Source organism: Geminicoccaceae bacterium (assembly GCA_020638465.1).
Taxonomy (GTDB): domain Bacteria; phylum Pseudomonadota; class Alphaproteobacteria; order Geminicoccales; family Geminicoccaceae; genus JAGREO01.
The window spans coordinates 1,237,415-1,251,963 of record JACKIM010000001.1 but is presented as its reverse complement, the minus strand read 5'-3'; the positions used below and the strand labels follow the sequence as shown (position 1 = coordinate 1,251,963).

15 protein-coding genes and 1 tRNA gene are annotated in these 14,549 nt (G+C 63.4%); 10 read left to right on the top strand and 6 right to left on the bottom strand.

All coding sequences use genetic code 11. The features are described from left to right. Window positions 1-78 precede the first annotated feature (78 nt). The 3 genes from H6851_05965 to H6851_05955 all read right to left on the bottom strand — a co-directional run bounded on the left by H6851_05965 (window position 79) and on the right by H6851_05955 (window position 1,046). Complete coding sequence (locus tag H6851_05965; GenBank protein ID MCB9943153.1) at window positions 79-285, bottom strand: type II toxin-antitoxin system Phd/YefM family antitoxin; 207 nt, start codon at window positions 283-285, stop codon at window positions 79-81. A gap of 154 nt (window positions 286-439) precedes the next feature. After that, a complete protein-coding gene (locus H6851_05960) occupies window positions 440-718 on the bottom strand; it encodes a conjugal transfer protein TraD (GenBank protein ID MCB9943152.1) in 279 nt (92 codons plus the stop codon). A gap of 1 nt (window position 719) precedes the next feature. Then, window positions 720-1,046 carry a conjugal transfer protein TraD gene (locus H6851_05955; GenBank protein ID MCB9943151.1) on the bottom strand — a complete coding sequence of 109 codons (327 nt, stop codon included), beginning with the start codon at window positions 1,044-1,046 and terminating at the stop codon, window positions 720-722. Between the two features lie 171 nt (window positions 1,047-1,217). Between H6851_05955 and traA the strand changes: the two genes are divergently transcribed. The 6 genes from traA (at window position 1,218) to H6851_05925 (ending at window position 7,205) form a co-directional block, all read left to right on the top strand. Continuing rightward, a complete protein-coding gene (gene traA / locus H6851_05950) occupies window positions 1,218-4,211 on the top strand; it encodes a Ti-type conjugative transfer relaxase TraA (GenBank protein MCB9943150.1) in 2,994 nt (997 codons plus the stop codon). A 130-nt stretch (window positions 4,212-4,341) separates the two neighbouring features. Further along, window positions 4,342-4,557: an AlpA family phage regulatory protein gene (locus H6851_05945; protein MCB9943149.1), complete on the top strand. Its 216-nt coding sequence runs from the start codon at window positions 4,342-4,344 to the stop codon at window positions 4,555-4,557. Continuing rightward, a complete protein-coding gene (locus tag H6851_05940; GenBank protein ID MCB9943148.1) occupies window positions 4,544-4,828 on the top strand; it encodes a hypothetical protein in 285 nt (94 codons plus the stop codon). The genes H6851_05945 and H6851_05940 overlap by 14 nt, the downstream gene beginning before the upstream one ends. Window positions 4,829-4,892: 64 nt before the next feature. Beyond that, on the top strand, window positions 4,893-5,189 hold the full coding sequence (locus H6851_05935; GenBank protein ID MCB9943147.1) for a type II toxin-antitoxin system RelE/ParE family toxin: 297 nt from the start codon (window positions 4,893-4,895) through the stop codon (window positions 5,187-5,189). 13 nt (window positions 5,190-5,202) lie between these two features. After that, window positions 5,203-5,511 (top strand): HigA family addiction module antidote protein, encoded by a 309-nt coding sequence (locus H6851_05930; GenBank protein ID MCB9943146.1) that lies wholly within the window; start codon window positions 5,203-5,205, stop codon window positions 5,509-5,511. A gap of 59 nt (window positions 5,512-5,570) precedes the next feature. After that, window positions 5,571-7,205: a recombinase family protein gene (locus tag H6851_05925; protein MCB9943145.1), complete on the top strand. Its 1,635-nt coding sequence runs from the start codon at window positions 5,571-5,573 to the stop codon at window positions 7,203-7,205. Here the strand turns inward: H6851_05925 and H6851_05920 are convergent. Then, window positions 7,176-7,263, bottom strand: a tRNA-Ser gene (locus tag H6851_05920). The two genes, H6851_05925 and H6851_05920, sit on opposite strands and share 30 nt — an antisense overlap. 165 nt (window positions 7,264-7,428) lie before the next feature. Between H6851_05920 and H6851_05915 the strand changes: the two genes are divergently transcribed. Beyond that, window positions 7,429-7,743, top strand: a complete 315-nt coding sequence (locus tag H6851_05915) for a hypothetical protein (protein MCB9943144.1) — start codon at window positions 7,429-7,431, stop codon at window positions 7,741-7,743. 37 nt (window positions 7,744-7,780) lie between these two features. Here the strand turns inward: H6851_05915 and H6851_05910 are convergent, their stop codons facing one another. Continuing rightward, window positions 7,781-9,592: an ABC-F family ATP-binding cassette domain-containing protein gene (locus H6851_05910; protein ID MCB9943143.1), complete on the bottom strand. Its 1,812-nt coding sequence runs from the start codon at window positions 9,590-9,592 to the stop codon at window positions 7,781-7,783. A 108-nt stretch (window positions 9,593-9,700) separates the two neighbouring features. On the opposite strand from H6851_05910, the gene H6851_05905 reads away from it, so the two are divergent. Beyond that, a complete protein-coding gene (locus H6851_05905) occupies window positions 9,701-11,185 on the top strand; it encodes an AMP nucleosidase (GenBank protein ID MCB9943142.1) in 1,485 nt (494 codons plus the stop codon). 15 nt (window positions 11,186-11,200) lie between these two features. Here H6851_05905 and H6851_05900 read toward each other — a convergent pair whose 3' ends face one another. Continuing rightward, the gene (locus H6851_05900) at window positions 11,201-12,013 is read right to left on the bottom strand and encodes a phosphodiesterase (protein ID MCB9943141.1); all 813 of its coding nucleotides are present in this window, start codon (window positions 12,011-12,013) and stop codon (window positions 11,201-11,203) included. A gap of 148 nt (window positions 12,014-12,161) precedes the next feature. On the opposite strand from H6851_05900, the gene H6851_05895 reads away from it, so the two are divergent. Both H6851_05895 and H6851_05890 read left to right on the top strand, forming a co-directional pair. Next, complete coding sequence (locus tag H6851_05895; GenBank protein MCB9943140.1) at window positions 12,162-12,953, top strand: 2-(1,2-epoxy-1,2-dihydrophenyl)acetyl-CoA isomerase; 792 nt, start codon at window positions 12,162-12,164, stop codon at window positions 12,951-12,953. Continuing rightward, the gene (locus tag H6851_05890) at window positions 12,953-14,512 is read left to right on the top strand and encodes a 3-hydroxyacyl-CoA dehydrogenase (GenBank protein ID MCB9943139.1); all 1,560 of its coding nucleotides are present in this window, start codon (window positions 12,953-12,955) and stop codon (window positions 14,510-14,512) included. The genes H6851_05895 and H6851_05890 overlap by 1 nt, the downstream gene beginning before the upstream one ends. The last annotated feature ends 37 nt before the right edge of the window (window positions 14,513-14,549 follow it).

Sequence of the window (14,549 nt, the reverse complement as noted above, 5' to 3'; positions counted from 1 at the left end):
AAACGCACGCTGCGGCCGCCCGAAAGCGACCAATCGGCGTCCTTCAGAAGCTGGTCTATCTTGACGCGCGCGAACGCTTCATTGGCCACCTTTCGACGCCCCCTTGGTCCCCGTTTCCCCCTTATCCGTGCGTCCAGATTGCACGGAAAGCCGTTCATATTCTTCCACCGAGACGACCACTACAACGCCGCGCCCGTGCTTTTCGATCAGCACCGGCTCCGCACGCGCGGTGTCGATCATCAGCCCGAAGCCGTTCTTCGCTTCGCGCGCTGACATGGTTTTCATGGCCGATTCCCTTGGCGATCCATTGCGCCATTTTGGACGAAATAGCTCTTTCCGGCAATGGCAACGTGGCCAGGAGAGCCTACGCCTGCGCGTCGTTGCCGCGTGATGGCGGCAGCGCTGCGATATGTGGGGTCTCCGCGCCGCCCGCCATCGGTCATGTCCCGTCATGAGGCGCGTCAGTTGGTGCAGCGGGAGCGGCTTCCTTCCGCTCGTTTCGTTCCGCGTTGAACGCCTCTTTCCCCCTTCCGGCCCACAGTTCTCGCGCCCGGTCCCCGTCCTCGCCGGCGAGTTTGTCGGCCATCCAGAGCAGCGCGCCATAGATCATCGCGCGGTCGTCGCCGGTCAGGTCCACGATGCCCGCCTTCACGACGAGACCGCCGAGTTCGATCAGGTGCCGCGTCCTCTTGCGGCGCTCCACCTGCCAGGTGCGCATGTCATGCCGCGCCCGCGCCGCCTGATGCCGATTGCGCGCCGCCCGATTGCGTTGCAGCGCCGCCAGCGTCCCGATCAGGCGCATTCGCAGATCGCCGTGACTTACTGCGAAAGAATGCCGCGCCGTGCTTGGCCCATGACTCCCTCTTTCCGGCATCCTTTGTTTCCATCAGCGCGACCAGCGCGCCCGCCAGTTCTTCGACGGTGAGCGCATCGGCCCCGGTGGCAATGACCAGTTCGCCGAGTTGCTGCACTTTGCGGGTTTTCAGTTCCCTGGTCTTCTCCTCCAGAGCCTTCAATTCCGCATCATAGTCTCGTGGCTTGCGCATCATCATCTCCATAAGCTGTTGATGGATCGATGATAGTTGCGCCGGCAGCTGAACGCAGTATTGTTGCCGGGACGGTCTGGCACGGGCCGGTCCATCCCGAGATTTTTTCGAGGGAGGGCGCGCTTATACGTCGTTCCGACGTACGCTTCTTCGTGCCAATTCTGGATCGCGATGGCGATCTATCATCTTCACGTCAAAGTCATTGGCCGCAAGGCCGGGAGCAGCGCGGTGGCATCCGCCGCCTACCGCTCGGCTTCACGCATGCGCGACGAGCGCATCGACCGCGTGCAGGACTTCTCCAACAAGCGCGGTGTCGTCCATTCCGAGGTGCTGTTGCCGGAGAACGCACCGGAGCAATGGAGCGACCGCGAACGGCTCTGGAATGACGTTGAAGCCTTCGAGGTCAGGAAGGACGCCCAGCTTGCCCGTGAGGTGGAATTTGCGATTCCGCGCGAGATGACACAGACGCAGGGCATCGAACTGGCACGCGACTTCACGCAGGCCGAGTTTGTCGATCAGGGTATGATCGCCGACCTGAATGTGCATTGGGATATTGGCGAGGACGGGATGCCGAAACCCCATGCCCATGTCATGCTCACCATGCGCGAAGTCGATGAATACGGATTCGGCAAAAAGGCGCGGGACTGGAACCGCACGGAGATGGTGGAGCGGTGGCGGGAACGCTGGGCCGAGCATGTGAATGAGCGGCTGGCCGAACTCGACATTGACGCGAGGATCGACCATCGCAGCCTTGAGGCTCAGGGCATCGGGCTGGAGCCGCAGAGCCAGGTCGGCGCACCTGCGCAGCGCATCGAGCGCGAAGGGATTGAGGCCGCCGATCGCGCGGACATGCACCGCGAGATCGCGCGCAACAACGGCGCACGGATCATCACCGATCCTTCCGTCGCACTGGATGCGATCACGCATCAACAATCGACCTTCACGCGGCGCGATATGGCAATGTTCGCGCATCGGCACAGTGACGGCATCGAGCAGTTCAACGAAGTCATGGGCGCGATGCGCGGCTCGCCCGATCTGGTCGAACTCGGGCAGGACGGACGCGGCGAGGATCGGTTCACCACGCGCGACATGATCGAGGTGGAACAGCGCCTTCATCGCGCGGCAGAACTCATGGCCGAAAATGAACGCCACGAGGTCAGCGACCGGGACAGAGCGGCCGCACTTGCGCGCGCCGAACAGCGCGGTCTTGTCCTCTCCGGCGAGCAGGTCGATGCGCTGGCGCATGTCACAGACGGGCGCGACCTTGGCATAGTCGTGGGTTATGCCGGGACGGGAAAGAGCGCCATGCTGGGCGTGGCGCGCGAGGCTTGGGAAGCGGCAGGTTTTGAGGTTCGCGGCGTTGCGCTATCCGGCATCGCCGCCGAGAATCTGGAAGGTGGATCGGGCATTGCCTCGCGCACCATCGCCAGCATGGAACATGGCTGGAAACAGGGCCGCGACATGCTCACCAGCCGCGATGTTCTGGTGATCGATGAGGCGGGCATGGTCGGCACACGCCAATTGGAACGTGTGCTGTCCCATGCCGCCGACGCGGGTGCAAAGGTGGTGCTGGTCGGTGATCCACAGCAATTGCAATCCATCGAGGCGGGCGCAGCCTTCCGCTCGCTTCACGAACGTCATGGCGGTGTCGAGATTCGTGAGGTTCGCCGCCAGCGCGAGGACTGGCAGCGGGACGCGACTCGCGATCTGGCGACTGGCAGGACGGGCCATGCAATCCATGCCTACGACGCGCACAACATGGTACATGAGGCTCAAACGAGAGAGCAGGCGCGCGATGATCTGATCGATAGATGGGACCGTGACAGGCAGAGCGTACCGGACAGCAGCCGCATCATCCTCACGCACACCAATGCCGAGGTGCGCGAACTCAACGAGGCAGCCCGCGACAAGATGCGGGCGGCTGGCGATCTTGGCGAGGACGTGCGCGTCGCAGTCGAACGCGGCACTCGCAGCTTTGCCACCGGGGATCGCATCATGTTCCTGCAAAACGAACGCGGGCTTGGCGTGAAGAACGGCACGCTGGGCACAATTGAGGAAGTCAGCTCCCAATCCATGTCGGTTCGCACGGACGATGGCCGCTCCGTCGCCTTCGACCTGAAGGACTACGACCGCATCGACCACGGTTATGCCGCGACCATCCACAAGGCACAGGGCATGACGGTGGACCGCACCCATGTGCTAGCGACGCCGGGCCTGGATAGTCACGGCAGCTATGTCGCCCTGTCTCGGCACCGTGACGGCATGGACCTGCATTATGGCCAGGACGACTTCGCCAGTCAGGACCGGCTCGTCCGCACCCTGTCCCGCGACCGGGCCAAGGACATGGCATCGGACTACGAGCAGACCGACCCGGCGCAGGACTATGCCGAGCGGCGAGGCATCACCTTCCGCGAGCGGATGGAGCGGGTTGTCGAGATCGCCAGGCAAGTGCCGGAGAAGGTGCGCGGCATGTTCGACGGCCTGCGCCTGCCCGCAGACGGCGCGCCCGGCGCAGATGTCCCAGGGCAGCCGGAAAGGAGAAGAGCGGAAGCGGAGGGTCCGCAGCGTGAACCGGCATCGCCTGTGAGGGAGGACGCCGATGATCCGGAATTGGCGATGCGCCGTGCGCGGACCGCTGCGCTCAAGCGTCATGCCCGCGCGGTGGACGGGATATTCAGTACCGAGGATACCGGCGCTAAGGCCAGCCCCGAGCAAATGCGCGAACTGACTGATGCCCGCAAAGCCTTTGAGGAAGTGCGGCCGCATGGTTGGCGCGATGCCGAGGCCGCGTATGTCAAAGACCCGGAACTTGTGCGTGAGGCTGCGACAGGCCGTGTCAACCGCGCAGTTCGCGCCCTCCAGCTTGAAACGGAAATTCGTACCGATCCGCAGCGCCGCGCCGACCGCTTCGTGGAGCGCTGGCAGAAACTCGATCGCGCCAGCCAACAGCAGTACCAGGCGGGAGATATGTCCGGCTACAACGCCACCCGCTCTTCGATGGGCGACATGGCGAAGAGCCTCCAACGCGATCCGCAACTGGAATCCATTCTCGCCAACCGCAAGCAGCAACTCGGCATCATGTTCGAATCAGGCCGCCGACTCGGCGCTGAACTCGCCTTCACCCACGGCATCGACCTGGGGCGGGGTCGCGGGATCGGACTCTAAGACCATCCTATTTCCCGCCGCTTCTACGCCACAGTACGACGCCCGCTAAATAGCTCTTGCGAAACGGTAATTCGCCGTTCTGTCTGGTTCCATTGACCGTCAGGAACAACCAGCAGGAGGCAGAAAAGCTATGCGCGAGCCAGACCGTATTGTCCGCATGAACACCGTCCTCGCCCGCACCGGGCTGTCCAAGTCCACCATCTACCGCAAGATCGTCGAGGGCACTTTCCCACCCCAACTCAGGATCAGCACCAACGGCGCGGGCTGGCGCGAATCCGACATCAACCGATGGGTTGCCGATCCGGTCGGATGGCGGCCGGAAGGCCATACCGATGAAGCCCGTTAAGGCCGGTGCGCCCGCCGATCCCGGATATGACGGGACGACCGACGAATCCCATTCCCAGCACGCCAACAAGGCGCTTACCGCGTCGGAGCAGCTAGAGGAATTGCTGGGCTATCCGTGGCCCTTTCCCGGCAGGCCGCCCAAACATGATCTGTCCACATGGACCGTCACCGACGACTGGCCCGACCCTGTTCCCGTTACAGAAGCCGAGATCGAGGTGTTCGAGCGGTGGTTCGGCGACCTGTTCGATGAGCTGTTCGGCTCCGGTGGCTGAACCCTGTTTCCTATTGCAATATGAGTTATAGAGTGGTACATATGCCCATTACTGGAGTGACGCTGTGATCGTAGGCTTTCGGGACGACTGGCTGCGGGCCTTCTTTGTGGAAGATATCCGCTCCCGCAACATCCCTTCCGACCTGGAAGCCCGCTTGTTCCGCAAGCTCCAGATGATTGACGACGCCGTGACCGATCAGGACTTGCGCGTGCCGCCCAGCAATCACTTCGAGAAGCTGCGCGGCAACCTAGCAGGTTTCCATTCCATCCGAGTCAACCAGCAATGGCGGTTGATCTTCCGGTGGGATGGCAAGCGCGGCGAGGCGGACGGAATCTATCTGGACGATCACAGCTACCGATGAAAGCGAGGCAAAGATGCTGACCACCAAGCGCAAGCCGGCGACAGTCGGCGAGATACTGACCGAAGAGTTCATGCAGCCGATGGGGCTGACACAGGGCGCGCTCGCCGAAGCGATGGGCGTCCAGCGCAAGCACGTCAACGAGCTGTGCGGCAATCGCAGGAACGTGACGGCGGCGACGGCGCTGATCCTCGCCCGTGTGTTCGGCAACAGCCCGGACTTTTGGCTCAACGTGCAGCGGCGCAGCGATCTTTGGGAGGTAATGAACACGCCCAAGGAGCGCGAACGGGTCGAGCGCGCGCGTCCATTGGAGAAAGCGGCCTGATCGCAGTCATGCGGCCCGATGGTGGCGGCCGAGCCACAATTTGAGAAGGAGACATCGCCATGACCGTGCCCCAGAAAACCATAGGGGTACGCGCCGCCCTTTACCTGCGCGTCTCGACGGCGCGACAGGCCGAGCATGACGTTTCCATTCCCGACCAGAAGCGGCAGGGCGAAGCCTATTGCGAGGCGCGCAACCTGCAACTGGTCGAGACCTTCATCGAACCCGGCGCATCGGCCACCAATGACCGCCGCCCCGAGTTCCAGCGCATGATCGAGGCGGGCACGTCGAAACCCGCGCCCTTCGATGTGGTCGTGGTCCATTCGTTCAGCCGGTTCTTCCGCGATCACTTCGAGCTTGAGTTCTATGTTCGCAAGCTTGCCAAGAACGGGGTCAAGCTCGTCTCGATCACACAGGAAATGGGGGATGACCCCATGCACGTCATGATGCGGCAGATCATGGCGCTGTTCGATGAATACCAGTCCAAGGAAAACGCCAAGCACGTCATGCGGGCCTTGAAGGAGAATGCCCGACAAGGCTTCTGGAACGGCTCGCTTCCTCCTATCGGCTATCGCACAGTCGCCGCCGAGCAGCGCGGCGCGAAGGTCAAGAAGAAGTTGGAGATCGACCCGCTCCACGCCGACACGGTGCGACTGATCTATCGCCTTGCCCTGGAAGGCGACGGCACCACCGGCCAGATGGGCGTCAAGAACATCGTCTCCTATCTCAACAGTCGCCGCATCTTCACCCGCGACGGCGGACGTTGGGGCATCGGTCAGGTTCACCGCATCCTCACCCGCCGCACCTATATGGGCGAGCATGAGTTCAATAAGCGCTCCAAGAGCAAGGAACTGAAACCCAAAACAGAGATCGTTGTCGTGCCGGTCCCTCCAATCATCGACCGTGAGACCTTCGACGCGGTTCAAAAGCTGCTCAAGGCCCGTAACCCCAAGGTCATGCCAGCCCGCGTCATCAGCGGCCCGACCATGCTGACCGGCCTGATCCATTGCGCCAAGTGCGGCGGGGCCATGACCATCCGCACCGGCAAGGGTGGGCGCTACCGCTATTATGCCTGCTCGATGAAGGCGCGGCAGGGACCGACCGCCTGCGAGGGCATGGCCGTGCCGATGCAGAAGCTGGACGATCTGGTTGCCGATCACCTTGAGAAGCAGTTGCTTCAGCCCGAACGTCTGGAAACCATCCTTACCGCCGTTCTCGACCGGCGAGAGGAACGCTCGGAGCGCCGCCGCGAGCATATCGCCGAACTCAACAAACGCGCCACGGAATCGGAATTGCGCCTCAAACGGCTCTACAACGCCATCGAGGCGGGCGTAGCCGATCTGGACGACCCGGCGCTGAAAGACCGCATCGACGGCCTCAAGGCCATCCGCGATCAGGCACGCGTCGATGCCGAGCGTGCGCAGGCGATGCTCCAGCACGCCGGGAGCCAGGCGGTGACGCCGCAAATGCTCAGGAAGTTCGCCGCAAAGGCCCGCCAGCGTATCCGGCTTGAAGGTGGCGGCTATCGCCGCGACCACCTGCGGGCGCTCGCGCAGCGCGTCGAGGTCGCCGAGGGCGAGGTTCGTATCATGGGATCGAAGTCCCGGCTGCTACAGACGCTGGTGGCGGGAAGTGGCGTAAACTCAGTGCCCACTCAAGGACTGAAGTGGCGGAGGGAACGGGATTCGAACCCGTGAGGAGTTGCCCCCAACACGCTTTCCAGGCGTGCGCCTTAAACCACTCGGCCATCCCTCCGGACACGCACGCAGGTATGCCTGCTGGTGACGGATGCCCGACAAGGCGGGCGGTCGGAACATAGCCGCGCCATGTGCACCATGCAACCTGTGGCGATTGATCTTCGATCTGTTATCTTGATCCCGGCAATCTGCAGTGCAACACATTCTACCTGGATGGTACCGGATGCGGCAATTTCTCTACGGTCTCGCCTATGTTCTCCTCGTTCTGGCCGGCGCTTCGGCCATTGCCGAGGTGTTCCACATGCTCGCATCGCAAGCCTATCAGCCGCTTTCGCTGGGGTCGATATGGTTCAGCCTTCATGCCAACAGCCTCGTCGGCTTTCAGGCGCTGGTGGAGAAGAACATCAGCCCGGTGGTGTGGGCCCCCGTACGCTTCCTGCTTACGCTACCGGCCTGGGTCGTCCTGGGTGTACCCGGCCTTGTCCTGCTGGTTACCTGCCGCCCCCGCCATCGAGGCCTCGGGTCTGCGCTGAACTGAACAGACGCACACGACCGGTAGTGTCGGAGCCTTCCGTCTATTCTCCCTGCCCGAGGGCTTCGCGGCGTTCCTCGAGTTCCAGCCACTGGGTTTCGAGTTCGTCGAGTTCCGCCTTCTGCTGTTCGACCTGCCGGCTGAGCTTCATGAAACCCTCCGGATCCTTCTGGTAGAAGTCAGCCTCGTGCAGGCGGTTTTCATGCTCGCGGATCTTGTGCGCCAGCGCTTCGATGCGCAGCGGCAGCCGCTCAAGCTCCCGTTCGAGCTTGCGGTCGATGGCCGAACGTCCTGCCGGAGCGGCGGGCTTCGGTGCCGGTGCGGATGGACGGACGGCCCGCAAGGCTTCGGCGGGTTGCGGACGCTGACGCAGATAGTCACTGTAGCCGCCGGCATATTCGGCAATGCTTCCCTGACCGTCGAGCACGACCGTACTTGTGACCACGCGATCGAGGAAATCGCGATCATGGCTGACGATCATCACCGTACCACGATAGTCGGCCAGCATTTCCTCCAGAATGTCGAGTGTCTCGATGTCGAGATCGTTGGTCGGTTCGTCGAGAACCAGAAGATTGCTCGGCTGTGCCAGGATGCTCGCCAGAAGCAGGCGACTTCGCTCACCGCCGGAAAGGGCGCGAATGGGTGTGCGGACCTGATCGTCGCGAAACAGGAAATCGCCCAGATAACTCACCACGTGGCGACTGTCCTGTCCCAGCCTGACCATGTCTCCCCCATCCGGGCAAAGCAGTTGCCAGGGCGTGATACGCTCGTCGAGAGTGGAACGGTGCTGGTCGAAGCGGGCAATGGCGAGATTGCTGCCAACGCGCACCGTTCCGTCATCCGGTTCCAGTTCACCCAGCAGCAGGCGCAGCAAGGTTGTCTTGCCGGTGCCATTGCGGCCGATGAAGCCGATGCGGTCGCCGCGCATGATGCGGGTGGAAAAGCCGTCGACGATCGTCGTTTCGCCGAACCGCTTGACCAGGGATTCCGCCTCGATCACCAGCGCACCGCTACCCGCCTGATGCTCTGCCCTGAGCTTCACCGCGGAGCCGTCGCGCAACAGCTTTCCTCGTGCCGCCCGCAACTCGGACAGGCGCCCCAACCGGCCCTGATTGCGCTTGCGCCGGGCGGTCACGCCGCGATGCAGCCAGTGTTGCTCCGCCCTGATCCTTTGTGCCAGCCGGCCAAGCTCGCGCTCTTCTTCGCGCAACACCTCGTCGCGCCACGCCTCGAACCGGTCGTAGCCCTCGCCATTGACCCGCAATGTGCCGCGATCGAGCCACCAGGTGGCATTCCCCACTTCGACGAGGAAACGGCGGTCATGGCTGATGACCACCAGCGCGCCCCTGAACTCGCGCAGCCGCGCTTCCAGCCACTCGATCGCCGGCAGATCGAGATGGTTGGTGGGTTCGTCGAGCAGCAACAGGTCAGGTTCGCCTATCAGCGCTCTCGCGAGGGATACCCTGCGCTGTTCGCCGCCGGAAAGCGGCCTGCTCGGCCGGCCCGGCTCCATCCCGAAGCTGACCAGCAGCTCACGGGCCCGATAGAGGTTCTGCTCGTTTCGATCAATCGCCGGCAGTCCATCGAGAACGACCTGCTCCAGCATCATGCCGTCGGGAATATCGGGCTCTTGCCGGAGATAGCTGACCAGCACGTGTCCGGCTGGCTGGCGGGAGCCGGCATCGAGTTCGATCTGTCCGGCCATGACCTTCAGCAAGGACGACTTGCCGGTGCCATTGCGGCCGACAAGACAGATCCGGTCGCTGCGCTGGACATCCGCATCGACGCCTGCCAGCAATTGCCGCCCGCCGAGGCTGAGCTGCGCATCTCTCAATGAAATCAGGGGTTGGCTCAACGGCTTTTCATCCGAACTGGCTGACCTGTGTTGGCGATTGGTATATGCCTTCGCCGATCCGAAAGGTGCAGACAAGAGTACCCATATGAAAACGAAGGCTGTGGACGCATGAGCGACGATATTCTGGAGCCCTTCAAGGCCTTTGGCATCACTGATCTGACCATCGAGAAGGATGCGGGTGCAGCTGTCGAAAGGTTGCGGGATCTCTACGACAGGGCCGGTGCCCGACTCAAGGATGCCTTCATCCGTTATGCGGTATCCGGGGAGGAACCGGGCGAGATCAACGCCCGCTATCCCTATGTCGGCCTGCGGGTGGCCGCGGCCGATCTCAATCTCGATGCACGGCTGGCCCATGGCGCGCTGCATGACCCGGGCATTTACGGCACGACCATCACCCAGCCGAAGCTGTTCTCGGACTACTATACCGAACAACTTTTCAGCCTGGCCTCGCATCACGAAGTACCGCTGGTCGTCGGTACCAGCCGCCGGCCGATACCGCTGCCCTATCTGGTGGATGTAGGCGGCAGCGGCATCTCGCAGGAGCGCGCGCACCAGCTCACCTACCTCTTCCCGATGCCCGACCTGTCGCAGACCGACGACCAGATCGCCAACGGCACCTACTGGACCAGCAAGGGCGAGCCCCAGCCGCTGGCGATCTTTACCGCGGAACGGGTCGATTACAGCCTGCACCGGCTCTACCACTACAGCGGCACCGCACCGCGCTATTTCCAGCGGTTCATCCTGCTCACCAACTATCAGCGCTATATCGACCACTTCATCGGCCATGCCCAAAGGGAAGTGAACGAGGGCGAGGACCATGAATGCTTCGTCGAGCCGGGCAATGTGATCACCTGGAACAGAAGGTTCCACGACCGCCCCGACGAGGGCACGCCGCCCGATCATCTGCCGCAGATGCCGGCCTATCATCTCTGCCGGCCCGACGGTCAGGGGGTCACCATGATCAACATCGGCGTGGGCCCCTCGAACGCCCGCACCATCACCGATCATCTTGCCGTGCTGCGTCCCCACTGCTGGCTGATGCTTGGCCACTGCGCCGGGCTTCGCCGCACCCAGCAGCTGGGCGATTATGTCCTGGCCCATGGCTACATGCGCGAGGATCATGTGCTCGATCAGGAGGTTCCGCCTTTCGTGCCCGTTCCCCCCATTGCCGAGGTGCAGGTGGCCCTGCAATCGGCCGTGGCCAATGTCACCGGCCTTTCGGGGCTGGACCTGAAGACCCGGATGCGTACCGGAACCGTGGCCACGACCGCCAACCGCAATTGGGAGTTGCGCTATGACGAACTGTTCGAGCGGCTGAACCAGTCGCGGGCAATCGCCGTGGACATGGAAAGTGCAACCATCGCCACCAACGGACTGCGCTTTCGCGTGCCCTATGGCACGCTATTGTGCGTTTCGGACAAGCCGCTTCATGGCGAAATCAAGCTCCGCGGCATGGCCAACCGCTTCTATCAGGAGCGGGTGAACCAGCACATAGAAATTGGTCTCGAAGCCATTCGCCTTTTGCGCGAACAAGGACTGACACGGCTGCATTCGCGCAAGCTGCGCAGTTTCGACGAGCCGGCGTTCCGCTGACTTGCAGCGGCCCGTTCAGTCCATGAAGATGCTGGCGAACGTGACCGGCGGCCCGAAGTCTCCAAGTACGCAGGTATGCGTTGTGACGGCCCCATCGTCATCGACGAGATGCAGCTGGTAGCCGGGCGGCTCCGCGGTCAGCGCCAGTTCGCTGCCCTGCCCCAGATCGAGGTGAAGCTGGTGGGCGACACCTGGACACAGGCTCACGACCGTTCCGGCGAAACGCCGCTGGATCGCCCGGTGGAGATGGCCGGCCACGATGCGCTCGACATTGGGATAACGGACAAGGATGGCTTCGAGCTCGCGCGCGCCGGACAGGAGACGGATCGCGTCCATGCCCTCGATGCCGGTCTTCACCGGAGGGTGATGCATGGCGACAAGCACCGGTGTGTCGCCCGCATCCTCAAGTTCCGCCTCCAGCCATCGCAGTCTTTCGGCGCACAGCCGGCCTTCCGGGCGTCCCTCGATCAGCGTGTCGAGGGCGAGGACACGTATCGGCCCGGCTTCGATGCGGTATTGCAGGAATGGCGACCCGTCGGCGAATGGCGTGATGTCGCCGAATGCCTCGCGCATCGCGGCACGGGTGTCGTGGTTGCCGGGAATGACGTAAAGGGGCATTGCCAACCGGTCGAGGATCGACCGGGCGATTGCATACTCGCCAGGCGTGCCGTCATTGCCGATGTCGCCGGTCAGGATGACGAGATCGGGACGGGGCGAGAGGGCATTCACGGCGGCCACCGCACGTTCGAGGCAGGCCGCCGGATCGACCGGACCGAGAAGTGCGCGGCCCTCGCGGATATGGGTATCGGTGATCTGGGCGATAATCATGACCGGATTTGACCCTCTCGACGGATGACCGGGGAACGGACCGAAAGCAAATTTCGGGGTTTTGAACGGGAATTTATCCATTGAACTACCACTCGACTGCCCGATGGTCTATGCGCACGGAGGAGCATCGTGACCCGGAGAACCGATCTTGAACGATTCGCCTGTGCTGTATGACGATGAAGGGGGCGTGGCCCTCGTCACGCTCAATCGCCCCGACAGGCTGAACGCCTTCAACGTCGCCATGCAGGATGCGCTGCGCGCCTGCCTGGAACGGGCCGCCACCGATTCGAAGATCCGGGCGGTGCTGCTGACAGGCAATGGCCGCGCCTTTTCCGCCGGGCAGGACCTCGATGATGACATCATGGGCAGGAATGGTGAACCTCCCGACTTGGGAGAAGTCCTTAACCGATACTATAACCCACTTGTTCGTCAGATTCGCGACCTCGAATTGCCGGTCATCTGTGCCGTCAACGGCATCGCCGCCGGCGCTTCCGTCAACATCGCGCTGGCCTGCGACCTTGTCTTTGCCGCCCGGTCCGCCTCCTTCACCCAGCCCTTCCAGAAAATCGGCCTCATGCCCGACGCCGGCGGAACCTGGTTCCTGCCACGACTCCTCGGTCCCCAGCGAGCCATGGGACTTGCCCTTCTGGGGGAACGTCTCAGCGCGGAGCAGGCCGAAAAATGGGGATTGATCTGGAAGGTCGTCGATGACGAAAATCTGCTTGAGGAGACCTTCGTCCTTGCCCGCGAACTTGCCCGAGGTCCCACCAAGGCGCTGGGGCTGACCAAGCGGGCCATTCACTGCGGATGTGCGAACAGCCTCGACCAGCAGCTCGACCTCGAAACCCGCCTGCAGCGCATGCTGGGGCGCAGCGCGGATTATCAGGAAGGCGTGGCGGCCTTTCGAGACAAGCGGCGACCGACGTTCCGGGGAGAATGATGACAGCCGCAGCCATTCCCGGGAATGCAACGATTGGCATCGTCGGCGCGGGAACCATGGGGGCGGGCATCGCCCAGATCGCCCTGCGGGCGGGCCATCGCGTCCACCTCGTCGATGCGGATGCGGCGGCCCTTGCCAGGGCCCGGGCAACCATAGCCGGCCATCTGGACCGCATGGTCGAGAAAGGCCGGCTCGACGCGCGGGACCGCGACGACACCATGGACCGCCTCCGGCCTGCCTCCGGTCCGGCCGGGATCGCGGATTGCCGGCTGGTCGTCGAGGCCATCGTGGAGGACCTTTCGGCCAAACGGCAGCTGTTCGCCGGGATGGAGGAGCATGTCGCCGACGACGCTATCCTCGCCAGCAACACCTCCTCGATTTCAATCACGGCGATCGCCCGGGCACTCGCCCGGCCGGAGCGTTGCGTCGGCATGCACTTCTTCAATCCGGCCCCGCTCATGCGACTTGTCGAGGTGGTCTCCGGACTGGCAACGTCTTCGCAAGTTGCGGAAACGGTGGCCGCGACGGCACGGGCCTGGGGCAAGGATCCGGTCATGGCTCGCTCGACGCCGGGATTCATCGTCAACCGCGTTGCCCGGCCGTATTATGGCGAGGCGTTCCGCCTGCTGGAAGAAGGTGCTGCCGATGCAGCCACCATCGACGCCATCCTGCGCGATTGCGGCGGTTTTCGCATGGGACCGTTCGAGCTTGCCGACCTTATCGGCCACGACGTCAACCATGCGGTGACGCGAACGGTCTTCGACGCCTTCTCCGGCGACCCGCGCTACCGCCCTGCCCTGTTTCAGCAGGAACTGGTTGCCGCCGGCCGGCTGGGTCGCAAGACCGGCCGCGGCATATACACCTATGGCAATGACGTACCCTCGCCACCCGTCAGCGAGGAGCCGCCCTGCCCCGCTCCGTCATCAATTCGTGTTGAAGGCGGAATCGGCCCCCTGCATGCCATCGTCGACGCTGCGAAGGCCGCTGGCGTGACAGTCGAAACCACAGCCGAAGGCCCGGGAATGATCCTCGTCGAAGGTGCCGCTTTCGGCCTGAGCGACGGCAGGCTCGCCATCGAGCACTCGCTCGACGGTGGGTACCCTGTCGCCCTCGTCGACTGGTGCCTCGACTGGAATATCTCTCCGCGCGTCGCGGTTGCCTTTTGCGCAAGCATGGACGAGCCCCGGCGCCGTGCCATCATCGGCCTGCTGCAGGCCGCCGGCAGGAAGGTCACCACCGTCGCCGATCTGCCGGGACTCGTGGTTGCCCGCACGGTCGCCATGCTCGCCAACGAGGCCGCCGAAGCCGTCCATTTGCGCGTGGCCGGCGAGGCCGGCATCGACACCGCGATGAAGCTGGGCGTCAACTACCCTCGCGGACCGCTCGAATGGGCACGCGCGATCGGCTTCGGCCATGTCGCCGGGGTCATGACGAATCTGCGCCGCCTCTACGGCGAGGACCGATACCGCCCCTCACTGCGGTTGCAGTACTGGAATCTCGCCAGCCGCCATCAGCAGCATCGCTCCAGGGTTCAGCCGTTGGTCCCGGACCGCTCGTAGAGCACAGCCCTTGACATCGGCGGACCCGCTGTCATCG

What these genes read in the sequence shown, in the direction of transcription:
- H6851_05965 (MCB9943153.1), bottom strand. Translation starts at nt 285, where the DNA reads ATGAAAACCATGTCAGCGCGCGAAGCGAAGAACGGCTTCGGGCTGATG.
- H6851_05960 (MCB9943152.1), bottom strand. Translation starts at nt 718, where the DNA reads ATGCGCACCTGGCAGGTGGAGCGCCGCAAGAGGACGCGGCACCTGATC.
- H6851_05955 (MCB9943151.1), bottom strand. Translation starts at nt 1,046, where the DNA reads ATGCGCAAGCCACGAGACTATGATGCGGAATTGAAGGCTCTGGAGGAG.
- traA (MCB9943150.1), top strand. Translation starts at nt 1,218, where the DNA reads ATGGCGATCTATCATCTTCACGTCAAAGTCATTGGCCGCAAGGCCGGG.
- H6851_05945 (MCB9943149.1), top strand. Translation starts at nt 4,342, where the DNA reads ATGCGCGAGCCAGACCGTATTGTCCGCATGAACACCGTCCTCGCCCGC.
- H6851_05940 (MCB9943148.1), top strand. Translation starts at nt 4,544, where the DNA reads ATGAAGCCCGTTAAGGCCGGTGCGCCCGCCGATCCCGGATATGACGGG.
- H6851_05930 (MCB9943146.1), top strand. Translation starts at nt 5,203, where the DNA reads ATGCTGACCACCAAGCGCAAGCCGGCGACAGTCGGCGAGATACTGACC.
- H6851_05925 (MCB9943145.1), top strand. Translation starts at nt 5,571, where the DNA reads ATGACCGTGCCCCAGAAAACCATAGGGGTACGCGCCGCCCTTTACCTG.
- H6851_05915 (MCB9943144.1), top strand. Translation starts at nt 7,429, where the DNA reads ATGCGGCAATTTCTCTACGGTCTCGCCTATGTTCTCCTCGTTCTGGCC.
- H6851_05905 (MCB9943142.1), top strand. Translation starts at nt 9,701, where the DNA reads ATGAGCGACGATATTCTGGAGCCCTTCAAGGCCTTTGGCATCACTGAT.
- H6851_05900 (MCB9943141.1), bottom strand. Translation starts at nt 12,013, where the DNA reads ATGATTATCGCCCAGATCACCGATACCCATATCCGCGAGGGCCGCGCA.
- H6851_05890 (MCB9943139.1), top strand. Translation starts at nt 12,953, where the DNA reads ATGACAGCCGCAGCCATTCCCGGGAATGCAACGATTGGCATCGTCGGC.